At 62.1% G+C, this 15,597-nt stretch carries 15 protein-coding genes; 9 read left to right on the forward strand and 6 right to left on the reverse strand.

All coding sequences use genetic code 11. The features are described 5' to 3' along the window. Positions 1-48: 48 nt before the first annotated feature. Entirely contained in the window at positions 49-1,632 is a 1,584-nt protein-coding gene (locus tag OU997_RS09975; RefSeq protein ID WP_108487898.1) for a L,D-transpeptidase family protein, read from the reverse strand. 164 nt (positions 1,633-1,796) lie between these two features. Here OU997_RS09975 and OU997_RS09980 point away from each other — a divergent pair, with 164 nt between their 5' ends. Continuing rightward, positions 1,797-2,459: a murein L,D-transpeptidase catalytic domain family protein gene (locus OU997_RS09980; protein WP_256582966.1), complete on the forward strand. Its 663-nt coding sequence runs from the start codon at positions 1,797-1,799 to the stop codon at positions 2,457-2,459. 14 nt (positions 2,460-2,473) lie between these two features. Here the strand turns inward: OU997_RS09980 and OU997_RS09985 are convergent, their stop codons facing one another. After that, positions 2,474-4,258, reverse strand: a complete 1,785-nt coding sequence (locus tag OU997_RS09985) for a GspE/PulE family protein (RefSeq protein WP_108487896.1) — start codon at positions 4,256-4,258, stop codon at positions 2,474-2,476. 296 nt (positions 4,259-4,554) lie between these two features. Further along, entirely contained in the window at positions 4,555-5,229 is a 675-nt protein-coding gene (gene rpiA, locus OU997_RS09990; RefSeq protein ID WP_090250294.1) for a ribose-5-phosphate isomerase RpiA, read from the reverse strand. 160 nt (positions 5,230-5,389) lie between these two features. On the opposite strand from rpiA, the gene ilvA reads away from it, so the two are divergent. Then, positions 5,390-6,904 (forward strand): threonine ammonia-lyase, biosynthetic, encoded by a 1,515-nt coding sequence (gene ilvA / locus OU997_RS09995; protein WP_108487935.1) that lies wholly within the window; start codon positions 5,390-5,392, stop codon positions 6,902-6,904. Between the two features lie 26 nt (positions 6,905-6,930). Then, entirely contained in the window at positions 6,931-7,371 is a 441-nt protein-coding gene (locus OU997_RS10000; RefSeq protein WP_108487894.1) for a DUF2269 family protein, read from the forward strand. Between the two features lie 57 nt (positions 7,372-7,428). Here OU997_RS10000 and OU997_RS10005 read toward each other — a convergent pair whose 3' ends face one another. Next, positions 7,429-8,082, reverse strand: coding sequence for an HAD family hydrolase (locus OU997_RS10005; protein WP_108487893.1), 654 nt, complete (start codon positions 8,080-8,082; stop codon positions 7,429-7,431). 144 nt (positions 8,083-8,226) lie between these two features. Here OU997_RS10005 and OU997_RS10010 point away from each other — a divergent pair, with 144 nt between their 5' ends. From OU997_RS10010 to OU997_RS10020, 3 genes are read left to right on the forward strand one after another with little or no spacing between them, the layout of a single operon-like run. Next, on the forward strand, positions 8,227-8,706 hold the full coding sequence (locus OU997_RS10010; RefSeq protein ID WP_108487934.1) for an RNA pyrophosphohydrolase: 480 nt from the start codon (positions 8,227-8,229) through the stop codon (positions 8,704-8,706). 17 nt (positions 8,707-8,723) lie between these two features. Beyond that, complete coding sequence (gene ptsP / locus OU997_RS10015; RefSeq protein ID WP_108487892.1) at positions 8,724-11,003, forward strand: phosphoenolpyruvate--protein phosphotransferase; 2,280 nt, start codon at positions 8,724-8,726, stop codon at positions 11,001-11,003. 13 nt (positions 11,004-11,016) lie between these two features. Further along, entirely contained in the window at positions 11,017-11,886 is an 870-nt protein-coding gene (locus tag OU997_RS10020) for a DUF6929 family protein (RefSeq protein ID WP_267809799.1), read from the forward strand. 6 nt (positions 11,887-11,892) lie between these two features. On the opposite strand, the gene OU997_RS10025 is transcribed toward OU997_RS10020, so the two are convergent. Next, positions 11,893-12,639: an NRDE family protein gene (locus OU997_RS10025; protein WP_267809800.1), complete on the reverse strand. Its 747-nt coding sequence runs from the start codon at positions 12,637-12,639 to the stop codon at positions 11,893-11,895. A 3-nt stretch (positions 12,640-12,642) separates the two neighbouring features. Continuing rightward, positions 12,643-13,011, reverse strand: a complete 369-nt coding sequence (locus OU997_RS10030; protein WP_267809801.1) for a hypothetical protein — start codon at positions 13,009-13,011, stop codon at positions 12,643-12,645. A gap of 121 nt (positions 13,012-13,132) precedes the next feature. Here OU997_RS10030 and OU997_RS10035 point away from each other — a divergent pair, with 121 nt between their 5' ends. Genes OU997_RS10035 through OU997_RS10045 form a run of 3 tightly spaced genes read left to right on the forward strand, consistent with a single transcriptional unit; the run spans position 13,133 to position 15,519 of the window. Beyond that, positions 13,133-13,915 carry a sulfite exporter TauE/SafE family protein gene (locus tag OU997_RS10035; RefSeq protein WP_108488712.1) on the forward strand — a complete coding sequence of 261 codons (783 nt, stop codon included), beginning with the start codon at positions 13,133-13,135 and terminating at the stop codon, positions 13,913-13,915. 9 nt (positions 13,916-13,924) lie between these two features. After that, positions 13,925-14,728, forward strand: a complete 804-nt coding sequence (gene lgt / locus OU997_RS10040; RefSeq protein ID WP_108488707.1) for a prolipoprotein diacylglyceryl transferase — start codon at positions 13,925-13,927, stop codon at positions 14,726-14,728. Next, a complete protein-coding gene (locus OU997_RS10045; RefSeq protein WP_267809802.1) occupies positions 14,725-15,519 on the forward strand; it encodes a thymidylate synthase in 795 nt (264 codons plus the stop codon). The genes lgt and OU997_RS10045 overlap by 4 nt, the downstream gene beginning before the upstream one ends. Positions 15,520-15,597: the final 78 nt, after the last annotated feature.

A 15,597-nucleotide genomic window follows, 5' to 3' on the forward strand; every position in this document is an offset into this window, starting at 1 on the left:
CTGTCGATGCTGTTGCAAGGTGCGCCGATCAACGGTTGCATCGGCCGGTCAGGGTGCGTGCTGGGCCAGCGCCTGGATCAGGCGGGCGTCACGCGCGTAGATGTCCGGGTAGTAGCGCACGCCACCGCTGTTGTTGGCCTCGGCAGTCCAGTAGGCAATCAGCAAGGGCGCGGGATGGCGTAAACGGTACTGCTGGGTGGTACCGTCGGCGATACGCGCGCGTACCGTGCCCAGCTCGTCGGGACTAAGCAGCCAGGCCAGCAGGTTGTCCACGGCTTCGACCCGCACGCAACCGGAGCTGAACGCGCGTGGTGCCTTGCTGAACAGCTGCTGGCTGGGGGTGTCATGCAGGTATACGGCAAACGGGTTGTCGAAGCGCAGGGCCAGGCGGCCGAGCGGGTTGAGGCTGCCGGCGGCCTGGCGCAGGCGGATGGCACCTGGGTTATCCCAGTCGACGGTCTGTGGGTCGAGGCGGTTGCCATCACGGTCGAGCACGCTGATCTGATGACGCTCTAGGTAGCCGAGATCGTTGCGTATCGCCGGTATTTTATCCTCGCGCAGGATGGTCGGCGGTACGGTCCAGGTTGGATTGAGGGTCAGGCGCTCCAGGCGCGAGGCTAACAGCGGTGTCTGTCGATCGGCACGGCCGACCTGGGTACGGCTACGCCATAGCAACTGTTCCTGACGCCAGATCTGCAGCTCGCCAGCAGCTACGTTGATCAGTACTTCGGCCGCGCGTACATCATCCGCCAGCCAGCGCAGGCGTTCGAGGTTGGCGCGCAGCTGTTCGCGGCGCACCTGGGCGCTGACATTCAGCTCGGTCAGGCTGGCGGGGCCGAGAATGCCGTCGGGGTTGAGCCCGTGGTCACGCTGGAACTGTTCCAGTGCCGCTTGAGTGTCCGCATCGTAGTGGTTGTCCGGTTTGCCTGCTGCGGGCGTTAGATAGCCTTCGGCGCTCAGGCGCTGGCGCAAGGTTGGCAGGCGCGGATCTTCGCCCTGTGGTTTGAGCAGGGCGCCGGCGTCCAGGGTCGGCCACTCGACCAGAGGTTGCAGGCGTTGCCGGGCATAGACCTGGCGCAAGTGCTGGTATTGCGCGCTGGCAGGTCGCGCGCTGACAAATGCCTGGCTCGGCATCTGCACGTGCAGCAAGGCCAGTGACAGGGTGGCCAACTGGGGATCGGCAGTGGTCAGCGCCGGTGAGCGCCACAGCGGTTCCAGGCGCTGTTGCAACAATCGGCCGCGGCGCAGGTGCAGCAGTGCCTGCAGGTAACTGTGGGTGGTCAGCAGGTCGGCGCAGTCGTAGCGCTCAATTTGCGTATTGGCCACCAGCGGCAGGGGGTAGGCGCTGCTCGCTAGGCCATCGTCGGCGAGCTGCTCGATCTGCTCATTTAACTGCAGCAGTTGCGCACTGCTCTGCCAGGCCGGCTGGCCTGCGCGCTGGGCATAGAACTGCTGCAGGAGGTCTTCGGCCTTTTCGTCTAGGCTTGCCGGTAGCGGTGCGCAGTGCGCGCGGAGGTTCGTCAGCAGCGGGCGCAGATCGCCTGGCTTGGCGAACAGTGGCGCAGCAGCATTCGCGACCAGTGGCAGGAGGAGCAGGGTGAGGCTCAGGTAACATGGCGTTTTTTTGAACAATCGACTGCTCCAGTCCTTGGTTCAGAGCGGTATTGCGCAGGGCAAACATTTGCGCAGTATAGACGGGGGCGCATTAGGCTCCTGTGACAGACCCGGAGGTAGTGGCGTACATGTTCGGACGGTTATCCCGCTTTCTGCTGGCCCTGTGCCTGGCGACAGCGCCAATGGCGGCGTTGGCTGGCGGGTTGGATGCCCTGCAACGTGACTTGTCCAGGGTCGCTCCGGGGCTTAATCCGCAGGCCCTGCGCCATGCCCTGGCGGCCATGCAGTGTGCGGTCAATCATGGCGCTGATCCGGCGCGCCGCCTGGCGGTGATCGATTATTCGCGGCCTTCCAGCGAGCGACGGTTGTGGATCTTCGATTTGCAGCGCAAGCGTTTGCTGCTGCGTGACTTCGTCGCCCATGGCCGCAAATCCGGGGAGAACTTCGCCGAGCTGTTTTCCAATCGCCTGGGTAGCCATCAGTCCAGTTTGGGCCTGTTCCGCACGGCGGAAAGCTACCGCGGTAAGCACGGTTATTCCCTGCGCATGGACGGGCTGGAACCGGGTTTGAATGACCTGGCCCGCGAACGGGCCATCGTGATTCACGGTGCGGGCTATGTGAACCCGCGCTGGGTGGCGAAACATGGCCGTATCGGGCGCAGCCTGGGTTGCCCAGCGGTGCGCCCGGAAGTGGCGCGGATGGTGGTCGATCAGCTCAAGGGCGGGCAGTTTCTGTTTGCCTGGCATTCCAATCAGCGTCTGCTGCAAGCCTCGGCCTATCTGCAGTGCAAACCGCAGCGGGTCGCAAGCCTTCTCGCCCGCCAGCAGCGCTTGCCTAGAAGCTGAGGCGTCTAACGGCGCTATTTCTGCTCGCTCTGCGGGGTGACCCGCAGCACTTCCTCGATGGTGGTCAGGCCGGCGGCCACCTTCTGTGCACCGGACAGGCGCAGGCTGCGCATGCCTTCTTTGAACGCGTGCCGGCGCAGGGCGATCAGGTCCGTGTCCTCCGTGATCAAGGGCTTCATCGCATCATTGATCAGCATGATTTCATACACCCCGGCGCGCCCTTTGTAGCCGGTGTCGCGGCATTCCAGGCAGCCCACGGCGCGGTGTGCCTGCGTTGGCAGCGGCGCGCTCCAGGGTTTGGTCAGGCTCTGCCAGCCGTCTTCATCCAGCGTGTGCGGCGCTTTGCAGTGCGGGCAGAGGGTGCGCACCAGGCGCTGGGCCATGACGCCGAGCAGGGTGGCCTTGAGCAGGTAATGCGGCACGCCGAGTTCCAGCAGGCGGGTGATGGCGCTGGGGGCGTCGTTGGTGTGCAGGGTGGACAGCACCAGGTGGCCGGTCAGCGCCGCCTGGATCGCCATCTCGGCGGTTTCCAGGTCGCGGATCTCGCCGACCATGATGATGTCCGGGTCTTGGCGCATCAGCGCGCGCACGCCGCTGGCGAAGGTCAGGTCGATATTGCTCTGCACTTGCATCTGGTTGAAGGTGCCCTCGATCATCTCGATCGGGTCTTCGATGGTGCAGACGTTGACCTCAGGCGTGGCCAGTTGCTTGAGCGTGGTGTACAGCGTGGTGGTCTTGCCCGAGCCGGTAGGGCCGGTGACCAGGATGATGCCATTAGGTTGGCTGGTCATGCTCTGCCAGCGCTTCAGGTCATCGGCGGAAAAACCCAGCTGGTCGAAGCTTTTCAGCAGCACTTCCGGGTCGAAGATTCGCATCACCATCTTTTCGCCAAAGGCGGTGGGCAGGGTCGATAGGCGCAGTTCGACTTCACCGCCGTCCGGGGTTTTGGTCTTCACCCGGCCATCTTGCGGTTTGCGTTTTTCTGCCACGTTCATCCGCCCGAGGCTCTTCAGGCGGCTGACAATGGCCATGGTCACCTGCGGCGGGAATTGATAGACGGTGTGCAGCACACCGTCGATGCGAAAGCGCACGCTGCCCTGCTCGCGCCGCGGTTCGATATGGATATCACTGGCGCGTTGGGTAAAGGCGTACTGGAACAACCAGTCGACGATATTGACGATATGCGCGTCGTTGGCATCGGGCTCCTGATCCTGCGCGCCGAGGTTGAGCAGTTGCTCGAAGTTGCCGGCGCTGCTGGTCTTCACCTCGCCCGCGTTCGCTCCGGTGACCGATTTGGCCAGTCGGTAGAATTCCACGGTGAAACGCTGAATATCCGTCGGGTTGGCCACCACGCGCTTGATCGGGCGCTTGAGCACATGGATCAGATTGGCTTCCCAGCTGTGCACCAGGGGTTGGCTGCTGGCAATGGTTACGCTGTCGTTATCCACCGCCACGGCAAGAATCTTGTGGCGCTGGGCGAAGGCGTAGGACATCAACGGAGTGATGGCGGCGACATTGATTTTCAGCGGGTCGATGCGCAGAAAGGGCTGGCCGCATTGTTCCGCCAGCCAACTGGTCAGGCCTTCCAGTTCAAGCTTCTTGCCAGGGCTTTTCAGATCATCCAGTTGCTGCGCGGCAAGAAATTCCAGCGGGTGCTGCTGGTTATTCACGGCACTGCGGCGGATCGCCAGGCATTGTTCGGCATTGTCCTGATTGGTCCGGCCCTGGGCGACCAGCTCTCGCAGCAGATCGGCGAGTTCCAACTGGCGATCATGGGTGGACGAGACGAATGCGGACATAAAGCTCCCTGGCGATCCTGATTACGTTTTAACGACCTGCTAAGCACTGCCGGCAGCATGACGGCAAGGACGCAGGCTGTCTGCCGACTTGATTCATTTTTGCACAGCTGCCGATTCCTGCTCTGGGTCAGAACCTGTTCAGAGTCTGGCAAGCCAGAGTCATGCAAGGCGCTACGTTAGTAACAGCCTCCGGCTGGTCAAAACAGGCGAGGAAGCGGAGTTTACTGATGTAGATGAGCATCCCGAGCCTGTTTTAACGCAGCAGGGCCGGCGCGCAGCCGACTGCGGGTAGGCTCTCAGGCGCGCTTGAGGGTTTTCACACCCTCGGCGGTGCCGAGCAGCAGCAAGTCAGCCGGGCGTGCAGCAAACAGGCCATTGGTGACCACGCCGACGATGGCGTTGATCTGGCTTTCCAGCTCCACGGGGTTGGTGATCGACAGGTTGAACACGTCGAGGATGATATTGCCGTTGTCGGTCACTACGCCTTCACGGTACACCGGATCGCCACCGAGTTTGACCAGTTGGCGGGCGACATGGCTGCGCGCCATCGGGATCACTTCCACTGGCAGTGGGAACGCGCCGAGTACCGGCACCAGCTTGCTGGCGTCGGCAATGCAGATAAAGGTCTGCGCCACCGCTGCGACGATCTTCTCTCGGGTTAGAGCGGCGCCGCCGCCCTTGATCAGATTGAGGTGCTCGTCGCTCTCGTCGGCGCCGTCGACATAGAACTCCAGGTCGCTGACGGTGTTCAGCTCATACACGGGAATGCCATGGCCCTTGAGGCGTGCGGCGGTGGCTTCGGAGCTGGCCACGGCACCGTCGAACTCCATCTTGTGCTTGGCCAGGGCATCGATAAAGCAGTTGGCGGTGGAGCCGGTGCCGACACCGATCACACTCTTGGCGTCGAGTTTGGGAAGAATAAAGTCGACGGCAGCCTGGGCAACGGCTTGCTTGAGTTGATCCTGGTTCATCTTTAGGCCTGGTGTGGGAATGGTGGAAAGGCGCGAATTATAGCCTGACTGAGGCGCCAGCGGGCCGCTGGCTGGGAAAACCCCGTGGCTTGTATGGTCGTTCGGCGCAGCGCTGGGGTAGACTCGCTGACTCCCTGAAAAGCCGCCTGCGATGCCCGCCATGCTCGAACAGTACGTCAAGAAAATCCTCACCTCGCGCGTTTATGACGTGGCGGTGGAAACCCCGCTGCAGGTGGCTAATCAGCTATCCGAGCGCCTGGGTAACCAGATTCTGCTCAAGCGTGAAGACCTGCAGCCGGTGTACTCGTTCAAAATTCGTGGTGCGTACAACAAGCTGGCGCAGCTCTCGGCTGAAGAACAGGCGTGCGGTGTGGTCACCGCGTCGGCCGGCAACCATGCCCAAGGCCTGGCGCTGGCGGCCAAAGTGCTGGGCGTTAAAGCCACCATCGTGATGCCCAAGACCACGCCGGAGATCAAGGTGCAGGGTGTACGCTCGCGGGGCGGTAAGGTGGTGCTGCATGGCGACAGCTTCCCTGAGGCGTTGGCTTTTTCGCTGAAACTGGTCGAGGAAAAGGGCTACATCTATATCCACCCCTACGATGATCCGCACACCATCGCCGGCCAGGGCACCATTGCCATGGAAATTCTCCGTCAGCAGCCGGGCAAGCTCGATGCCATCTTTGTGCCGTGCGGCGGCGGTGGGCTGATTGCCGGGATCGCCGCCTACGTGAAATACCTGCGCCCGGAAATCAAGGTAATCGGCGTTGAGCCGGACGACTCCAATTGCCTGCAAGCGGCCATGGCCGCTGGTGAGCGCGTGGTGCTGAGCCAGGTCGGTTTGTTCGCCGATGGCGTGGCCGTGGCGCAGATCGGCCAGCACACCTTCGAGGTGTGCAAGGACTATGTCGATGAAGTGATCACCGTCAGCACCGACGAGATCTGCGCGGCGATCAAGGACATTTACGATGACACCCGCTCGATCACTGAGCCAGCGGGGGCGCTGAGTGTCGCCGGGATCAAGAAGTACGTGGAGCGCGAAGGCTGCCGCGGCCAGGTGCTGGTGGGCATCGACTCCGGTGCCAACGTCAATTTCGACCGCCTGCGCCATGTCGCCGAGCGCGCCGAGCTGGGCGAAAAGCGTGAAGCGATCATCGCCGTGACCATCCCCGAGCAGCCCGGCAGCTTCAAAGCCTTCTGCGAAGCGCTCGGCAAGCGGCAGATCACCGAATTCAATTATCGTTTCCACGAAGACAAAGAGGCGCACATCTTTGTCGGTGTGCAGACCCACCCGGACAGCGATCCGCGTGCCGCGCTGGTGCAAGGGCTGCGTGATCAGGGCTTCCCGGTGCTGGACTTGACCGAGAACGAACTGGCCAAACTGCACATCCGTCACATGGTCGGCGGGCATGCGGCGGCCGTGCCGGATGAAGTGGTGCTGCGCTTTGAGTTCCCTGAGCGTCCGGGTGCGCTGTTTAATTTCTTACAAAAACTCGGTGGCCGCTGGAATATCTCGATGTTCCACTATCGCAACCATGGTGCTGCCGATGGTCGCGTCGTCGCGGGGCTGCAAGTGCCGCAAGCCGAGCGACATCTCGTGCCGGCGGCGCTGGAAGCCATCGGTTATCCCTATTGGGATGAGAGCGACAATCCGGCGTACAAACTCTTTCTTGGATAAGCCGGAAACCCGGTAGGACTGAATCAATGGAACACTATCCGCTACTGAAAATGTTGCACATGCTGCCCGGTATCCTCCTGCTGATCGGCGTGCCCGTGCACCTGTTTATGCTCTGGAAAGCCACGCGCAGTGGCGATGCCGCTGTGTTGCAGCGCAAGCTCAAGCGCACCCGCCTGATCAGCCTGCCGGTGCTCGGCCTGCTGGCCCTAAGCCTGCCAGTAACCGGCTGGTTGCTGGTTGACCTCATCGGTTGGCCGTTGAGCCAGACCTGGCTGCTGCTGAGCAGTGTGCTGTTTGTTGTGTTGATGGTGGTGGGCCTGCTGCTGGCCGGTCGTTTGTCAGCTTGGCAAGCCCTCAACGGCGCGCCGGCACCCAAGCGCTTGCTGAATTTCTGCGCTGTCTATGCCGGTCTTATTCTGCTGTTGCTGCTGGTGATCATGGCCCTGATGGGTGCCAAGCCGGTCTGAGCTGGCTTGCAAACAAAAACGCCGCCTGATCAGGCGGCGTTTTTATTGGCGGCGGATTCAGCGCAGCGAGATCACTGGCCAGCCGCGTTGTTCGGCTTCGGCGCGCAGCTTCGGGTCGGGATCGACGGCGAAGGGGTGGGTGACGTGCTCCAGCAGCGGCAGGTCGTTCATGGAGTCGCTGTAGAAGTAGCTGTCGTTGAGGTTCAGGCCGCTCTCCGCCAGCCAGCGGTTCAGGCGCGTGACCTTGCCTTCCTTGAAGCACGGCACATCGGTGGTGCGCCCGGTGTAGCGGCCATCTGCCATTTCGCATTCGGTGGCCAGCAGCGTGTCGACGCCCAAGCGCGCCGCAATCGGCGCGGTGACGAAGCGGTTGGTGGCGGTGATGATCAGCAGCTTGTCGCCGGCTTCGCGGTGTTCGGCCAGCAATGCTTCGCCCTTGGCGAGGATGATGGGCTCGACGCAATCGCGCATAAATTCGCGGTGCCATTGCTCCAGCTGGGCCATTTCCGTGCGGCCGAGGATTTCCAGGCTGAAATTCAGGTAGTCGGTGATGTTCAGGCGGCCTGCCAGGTAGTCCTGATAGAAGTCATCGTTACGCGCCTTATAGGCGATGCCGTCGAGAATGCCGCGTTCACACAGGTAATCACCCCAGGCGTGGTCGCTGTCGCCACCGAGCAGGGTGTTGTCGAGATCGAATAAAGCCAAACGCACGGGAACCCCTTTAACTGCCTGCCACGAAAGGCGGCCAGAATAACGGCTTTTATACGGCTTTCCTATTACACGGGCCGCTCGCGTTGCTGCTGCTGCGGGCTTTGTGGAACAATGCCGAAACATGCGTTTACGAGGTTGTGCGCCGTGATCGATCCTGATGGTTTTCGCCCGAATGTCGGCATCATTCTGACCAATGATGTTGGCCAGGTGTTGTGGGCGCGTCGGATAAACCAGGACGCCTGGCAGTTCCCACAAGGCGGGATCAATGACCATGAGTCGCCGGAAGAGGCGCTGTACCGCGAATTGAACGAAGAAGTGGGGCTGGAACAGCAGGATGTGAAAATTCTCGCCTGCACCCGGGGCTGGTTGCGTTATCGTCTGCCCCAGCGCCTGGTGCGCACGCACAGCCAACCGCTGTGCATCGGGCAGAAACAGAAGTGGTTTCTCCTGCGTTTGACTGGCGCAGAAGACCGGGTACGCATGGACCTGACCGGTAAGCCGGAATTCGACGGTTGGCGCTGGGTCAGTTACTGGTACCCGCTGGGCCAGGTGGTGACATTTAAACGCGAGGTTTACCGTCGCGCCCTCAAGGAACTCGCGCCGCGCCTTTTGGCGCGCGACTGACACAGGCTGAGCCAAGTATGCTCAATACGCTGCGCAAGATTGTCCAGGAAGTAAACGCCGCCAAGGACCTCAAGGCGGCGCTGGGCATTATCGTGCAGCGGGTGCGCGATGCTATGGGCAGCCAGGTCTGCTCGGTCTACCTGCTTGACCCTGAAACCAACCGCTTTGTGCTGATGGCCACCGAGGGCTTGAACAAGAAAGCCATCGGCAAGGTCAGTATGGCGCCCAACGAGGGTCTGGTCGGTTTGGTCGGCACCCGCGAAGAACCGCTGAACCTCGAGCACGCCTCTGAACATCCGCGCTATCGCTACTTCGCCGAAACCGGTGAAGAGCGTTATGCCTCCTTCCTCGGTTCACCGATCATCCACCACCGTCGGGTAATGGGCGTGCTGGTTGTGCAGCAGAAGGAGCGTCGCCAGTTCGATGAAGGTGAAGAAGCCTTCCTGGTGACCATGAGCGCACAACTCGCCGGGGTTATTGCCCATGCCGAGGCCACAGGGTCGATTCGCGGTCTGGGTCGTCAGGGCAAGGGCATTCAGGAGGCCAAGTTCGTCGGGGTGCCGGGCTCGCCAGGTGCCGCCGTGGGCACTGCCGTGGTCGTGCTGCCGCCAGCTGATCTGGAAGTGGTGCCGGACAAGACGGTGGATGACATCGCCGCCGAACTGGAGTTATTCAACTCCGCGCTGGAAGGCGTGCGTGCCGATATGCGCGCGCTTTCGGCGAAGATGGCTACGCAATTGCGCCCCGAAGAGCGCGCCTTGTTTGACGTTTACCTGATGATGCTGGAAGACGCGGCCCTGGGTAACGAGGTGGTCAAGGTCATCCGCACTGGGCAGTGGGCGCAGGGCGCGTTGCGTCATGTGGTCAGCGAGCACGTCAATCGCTTCGAGTTGATGGACGACGCCTACCTGCGCGAACGCGCCAGCGATGTCAAAGACCTCGGCCGCCGCCTGCTCGCCTACCTGCAGCAGGCGCGCCAGCAGACCCTGGTATACCCGGATAACTGCATTCTGGTCAGTGAAGAGCTGTCGCCGGCGATGCTCGGCGAAGTACCGGAAGGCAAGTTGGTTGGCCTGGTGTCCGTGCAGGGCTCCGGCAACTCCCATGTGGCGATATTTGCCCGGGCCATGGGTATTCCCACGGTGATGGGCGCGGTCGACCTGCCGTATTCGAAGATTGATGGCATTCAGCTGATCGTCGACGGTTATCACGGTGAAGTGTTCACCAACCCCAGCGAAGTGCTGCGCAAGCAGTACGCCGATGTGGTCGAGGAAGAGCGTCAGCTGGCCCAGGGCCTTGATGCGCTGCGCGCCTTGCCGTGCGAAACCCTCGACGGACACCGTATGCCGTTGTGGGTCAACACCGGCCTGCTTGCCGATGTAAAACGCGCTCAGGAGCGCGGTGCCGAAGGGGTGGGCCTGTACCGCACCGAAGTGCCGTTCATGATCAAGGAGCGCTTTCCCAGCGAGAAGGAGCAGCTGGCGATTTATCGCGAGCAACTGGCCGCCTTCCACCCGCTGCCGGTAACCATGCGTAGCTTGGATATCGGTGGTGACAAGGCGCTGAGCTATTTCCCGATCAAGGAAGACAACCCCTTCCTCGGCTGGCGCGGTATCCGCGTGACCCTCGACCACCCGGAAATCTTCCTGGTGCAGACCCGCGCCATGCTCAAGGCCAGCGAGGGGCTGAACAACCTGCGTATCCTGCTGCCGATGATTTCCGGGATTCAGGAGCTGGAAGAAGCGCTGCACCTGATTCACCGCGCCTGGGGCGAGGTGCGCGACGAAGGCACTGACGTGCCGCTGCCACCGGTTGGGGTGATGATCGAGATTCCTGCGGCGGTCTATCAGGTGCGCGAACTGGCGCGCCAGGTCGACTTTCTCTCCGTCGGCTCGAATGACCTGACCCAATACCTGTTGGCGGTGGACCGTAACAACCCGCGCGTCGCCGATCTCTACGACTTCCTCCACCCGGCGGTGCTGCAGGCGCTGCGCATCGTGGTGGCTGGCGCGCATGCGGAAGGCAAGCCGGTGAGCATCTGCGGTGAGATGGCCGGTGATCCGGCGTGCGCTGTGTTGCTGATGGCCATGGGCTTCGACGGGCTGTCGATGAACGCCACCAACCTGCCCAAGGTCAAATGGCTGCTACGGCAGATCAGCCTGGGCAAGGCGCAGGAATTGCTGAGCCAGGTCATGAGCATCGACAACCCGCAGGTGATCCACAGCACCCTGCAACTGGCCCTGCGCAACCTCGGCCTGGGCCGCATGATCAATCCGGCGTCGGATATCCAGGCGTGAGCGCTCGCGGCTCGTGCTGAGTCCTGCAGATAACCTCCTGGCGTTGCGCCAACTGGCTACCCTGCGTCTGTCGGCAGCCAGTGCACTGGTGTGTCAGGGGCAGAGCTTGTGGGTACTGGCTGACGATGCGCTGGTGCTGCAGCGCTATAACCTGAGTGGCGACTGGCAGGCCGAACAGACCCTGCTCCCCGGCGAATTACCCACCGATGCCAAGCAGCGCAAACGCCTTAAACCGGATTTCGAGGCGTTGCTGTTATTACCTGAAGGCGGCCTGCTGGCCTTGGGGTCGGGTTCGACCAAGCGGCGTTGTCGCGGTTGTCTGGTTAAGGCTGACAGTGTGCGGGTTATCGATCTTAACCCCTTATACCAGGCGCTCGCTGAGCACTTTCAGGACCTGAATATCGAAGGCGGGGTGGCCTATCGCGGGCAGTTGCTGTTGGCGCAGCGCGGCAATGGCCGCGGCCGGGAAAATGCTCTGGTAGTGCTCGATTTGCCGCAGGTGCAGCGCGATCTGCAGCACGGACAACTGAGTGCCGCCGCTCTGCAGCGGACGGTGCCGCTGCAGTTGCCGGAGCTGGACGGCGTGCCACTGAGCCTGACTGACCTCAGCGTGGCGCCCTCTGGTGCGCTGTATTTCACGGCGACGGCGGAGGCTACCGACTCCAGCTACCTGGACGGTGCCTGTGTCGGCAGCGTGCTTGGGCGGCTGGATGCGCAGCTGACGGTCGTTGAGCTAAGCCGCCTGACGCCTGTGGTGAAGATCGAAGGGTTGGCTTTTCAGGCCGATGGTCGGCCGCTGCTGGTTGCCGATGCCGACGATCCGACGATTGCCTCGCCGCTGTTTACCCTTGATGGATTCAGCGAGCCTGCCCGCAGCCACTGAGCGGCCTCAGCAGTGCAAAATCACCTCACCTAAACAGCTGCCATAGCTGCCGAACGTGCGCTCGGCCAGCACGCGGCTGCCGTCGGCATTGACGATCAACGCAGTACTGGCGCGGGTACCGTAGGTGGCGCTGGCAATAAATATGCTGGACAGCAAGCGTTCGCCGGTCAGGCCGATACCGGTTTGCGGCAGCTCAGCGTCTGCTGCGCGCGTGGGGTCGGCCAACAGCTTGAACAGCATCTGTGGATGCGGCTCATGCAGCCCTTTGTGCAGCGCCTGCTTGGCCCGCTGCAGCTTGGGCCAGGGCGTGTCCAGGTCGGCATTCGACAGGCCGTGCACGCCTTCAGCCAATGGCCTGGCGCGTCCGTTGAGGGAGTTGAAGTGCCAGAGTTGCTGGCTGTCACCGAGCAGCAGGTTGAAGCCGCTGTAGTGACGGCGCTGCTCGTGCAGGTCATGCAGAAAGTCTTTGATGCTGTGGCTGCCGGCGAGAAAGGCCACCGGCAACTCGCCCCGTGAGCGGCTGCCTTGAGCCTGGCCGGGGTCGCGAATATTGGTCAGGGCGGCAAAGCGCCCATTGGCGCCGATGCCTAGCCAGGTGCCGCCGGCTTGCAGGTCGCGACCGGCAATCACCCCCGGCATATCGGGCCATTCGGCCATTGCCTGGCTGGGACGCTCATAGAACTCATCACGGTTGGCTGCCAGTAGCAGCGGCTGGGCATGGCCCGGTCGCCAGGCCAGGACGATCAGGCACATGAGTTAGCTCCTTAACTTTGCCAGCACGCCAGCGTTGTCCAGCTCGATGCCCAGGTGGAGGCGCACTTTTCGCGCGCCGCAGCCGAGGCCGAGCTCCAGCAAAATGCGCTCCTCGACCTGCGACAGGCCGCCTTCCAGGCGCTCCAGCGGTTGAATCAGCAGTTGCGGCGGCCGGCTCAGGCGCAAAAAGCGTTTGGGCAGGATTTCATCGACGCCGCGCTGCAACAGTTGCTGCGCGGCCGCGAAATCTGCCACCAGCAGGCGCTGGTTGCTGAAGGCAGGAGCGGCCGGCAAATGCAGCTCGCGGCCGCTTTGCAGGTGGCTCAGGTGCATCTGGTTGCAGCTCAGTTTGAGGTACAGGGTCGGGCGCACGGTGGTCTATTCCAGGGGCGGTCACGGCACTTTACGCAAAGCCCGGGCTTACATCCATCGCCCAAAGTAGAGTCTGGGGCGTTGCATCCGTTACCATGCCGGATTGTGTGCGGGGGTGCTGATGGAACTGCTGCTGTATTTGATCTTGGGCGCTGCGGCCGGAACCCTGGCTGGGCTGTTTGGCGTTGGTGGCGGCATCATCATCGTCCCGGTATTGGTGCTGAGCTTTGCTGCGCAGGGCTTCGATCCCCTGGTGCTGACCCATCTGGCAGTGGGCACTTCATTGGCCACCATCATTTTTACCTCGATCAACTCGGTTCTCGAGCACCACCGCAAAGGTGCGGTGCTGTGGCCGGTATTTGCCTGGATGACCCTGGGTATCCTGCTGGGCGCGGCCATTGGCGCGGTCACTGCAGCGGCCATTCAGGGGCCGATGCTGCAGAAGATCATCGGCGTGTTTGCCATCATCATTGCCGTGCAGATGGCCCTGGAATTGAAACCCAAAGCCAGTCGCACGGTCCCAGGCAAGCCAGGGTTGGCGGTGGCAGGTGTGGTGATCGGCTGGGCCTCGGCGATTTTCGGGATTGGTGGCGGTTCTCTGACCGTGCCGTTCCTGACCTGGCGCAGCGTGGCTATGCAGCAGGCGGTAGCCACATCCTCGGCCTGTGGTTTACCTATTGCTGTGGCCAGTGCCTTGAGTTTTATCTGGTTGGGCTGGGATAAACCCGTGCTGCCGGAGTGGAGCCTGGGCTTTGTCTACCTGCCGGCGCTGGTCGGTATCGCCATTCCCAGCATGTATTTTGCCCGTGTCGGCGCACGCCTGGCGCACAAGCTGTCACCGCGCCTGCTCAAGCGTCTGTTTGCCCTGCTGCTGTTTAGCGTGGGCCTGAGTTTTCTGATTTGAGGAACTGAAATGCTGCCTTATCCGCAGATCGACCCGGTTGCACTGGCTCTTGGCCCGCTGAAAATCCATTGGTATGGCCTGATGTACCTGATCGGCATCGGTGGTGCCTGGTGGCTGGCCTCGCGCCGGGTCAACGCCTTTGCGCCGACCTGGAACAAGGAGAAACTCTCTGACCTGGTGTTCTGGGTCGCCATGGGGGTGATCCTCGGTGGCCGCCTGGGTTATGTGCTGTTTTACGACCTGGCGGCCTATATCGCCGAACCGGTGCGCATGCTGCGCATCTGGGAAGGCGGCATGTCGTTCCACGGCGGATTGATCGGCGTAATGCTGGCCACCTGGTGGTTCGGCAAGCGCAACAACAAAAGCTTCTTCGAACTGATGGACTTCATCGCGCCGCTGGTGCCAATTGGCCTGGGTGCCGGGCGCATTGGCAACTTTATCAACGCCGAACTGTGGGGCAAGGCCACCGATCTGCCTTGGGCGATGATCTTCCCCACCGACCCGCAGCAACTGGCGCGCCACCCCTCGCAGCTTTATCAGTTCGCCCTGGAAGGCGTGGCGTTGTTCACCATCCTCTGGTTCTACTCGCGTAAACCGCGCCCGACCATGGCCGTATCCGGCATGTTTGCTCTGTGTTACGGGATCTTCCGCTTTATCGTCGAGTTCGTCCGCGTGCCGGATGCTCAGCTTGGCTACCTGGCCGGCGGCTGGCTGACCATGGGCCAGATCCTCTGCCTGCCGATGATCTTCGGTGGCCTCGGTCTGATTGCCTACGCCTATAAACGTCAGGCGGCGCAGGAGGCCGTGCAATGAAACAGTACCTCGACCTGATGCGTCTGGTGCGCGAGACCGGCACCTTCAAGAGTGACCGCACCGGCACCGGCACCTACAGCATTTTTGCCCATCAGATGCGCTTTAACCTGGCCGACGGCTTCCCGCTGGTGACCACCAAGAAGTGCCACCTGAAATCGATCATCCACGAGCTGCTGTGGTTCCTCCAGGGCGACACCAACATCAAATACCTGAAGGACAACGGTGTGCGCATCTGGGATGAGTGGGCCGACGAAAACGGCGACCTCGGCCCGGTGTACGGCTACCAGTGGCGCAGCTGGCCCGCGCCGAACGGCGAGTCGATCGACCAGATCAGCAAGCTGATCGAGATGATCAAGAAGAACCCCGACTCGCGCCGCTTGATCGTCTCCGCCTGGAACCCGGCGCTGGTGGAGCAGATGGCCCTGCCGCCGTGCCATGCGCTGTTCCAGTTCTACGTGGCCGACGGCAAGCTGAGCTGCCAGCTGTATCAGCGCTCGGCGGATATCTTCCTCGGCGTGCCGTTCAATATCGCCAGCTACGCCTTGCTGACGTTGATGGTGGCGCAGGTCTGTGGCCTGCAACCGGGCGACTTTATCTGGACCGGCGGCGACTGCCACCTGTACGCCAACCACATCGAACAGACTGACCTGCAGCTGAGCCGCGAGCCGCTACCGCTGCCGACCATGAAGCTCAACCCCGAGGTCAAAGACCTGCTGGCCTTCAAGTTCGAAGATTTCGAGCTGCTTGGCTATCAGGCGCATCCGCATATCCCGGCGCCTGTCGCGGTCTGATCTTCCTCGATATTGTTCGCGGCTAAAGCCCCTCCCACAGATCGTTAAATGTCTTGTGGCAGAGGCTTTAGCCGCGAC

It is taken from the genome of Pseudomonas sp. SL4(2022), assembly GCF_026625725.1.
Classification (GTDB): Bacteria; Pseudomonadota; Gammaproteobacteria; order Pseudomonadales; family Pseudomonadaceae; genus Aquipseudomonas.

What these genes read in the sequence shown, in the direction of transcription:
- OU997_RS09980 (WP_256582966.1), top strand. Translation starts at nt 1,797, where the DNA reads ATGGCGGCGTTGGCTGGCGGGTTGGATGCCCTGCAACGTGACTTGTCC.
- OU997_RS09985 (WP_108487896.1), bottom strand. Translation starts at nt 4,258, where the DNA reads ATGTCCGCATTCGTCTCGTCCACCCATGATCGCCAGTTGGAACTCGCC.
- rpiA (WP_090250294.1), bottom strand. Translation starts at nt 5,229, where the DNA reads ATGAACCAGGATCAACTCAAGCAAGCCGTTGCCCAGGCTGCCGTCGAC.
- ilvA (WP_108487935.1), top strand. Translation starts at nt 5,390, where the DNA reads ATGCTCGAACAGTACGTCAAGAAAATCCTCACCTCGCGCGTTTATGAC.
- OU997_RS10000 (WP_108487894.1), top strand. Translation starts at nt 6,931, where the DNA reads ATGGAACACTATCCGCTACTGAAAATGTTGCACATGCTGCCCGGTATC.
- ptsP (WP_108487892.1), top strand. Translation starts at nt 8,724, where the DNA reads ATGCTCAATACGCTGCGCAAGATTGTCCAGGAAGTAAACGCCGCCAAG.
- OU997_RS10025 (WP_267809800.1), bottom strand. Translation starts at nt 12,639, where the DNA reads ATGTGCCTGATCGTCCTGGCCTGGCGACCGGGCCATGCCCAGCCGCTG.
- OU997_RS10035 (WP_108488712.1), top strand. Translation starts at nt 13,133, where the DNA reads ATGGAACTGCTGCTGTATTTGATCTTGGGCGCTGCGGCCGGAACCCTG.
- lgt (WP_108488707.1), top strand. Translation starts at nt 13,925, where the DNA reads ATGCTGCCTTATCCGCAGATCGACCCGGTTGCACTGGCTCTTGGCCCG.
- OU997_RS10045 (WP_267809802.1), top strand. Translation starts at nt 14,725, where the DNA reads ATGAAACAGTACCTCGACCTGATGCGTCTGGTGCGCGAGACCGGCACC.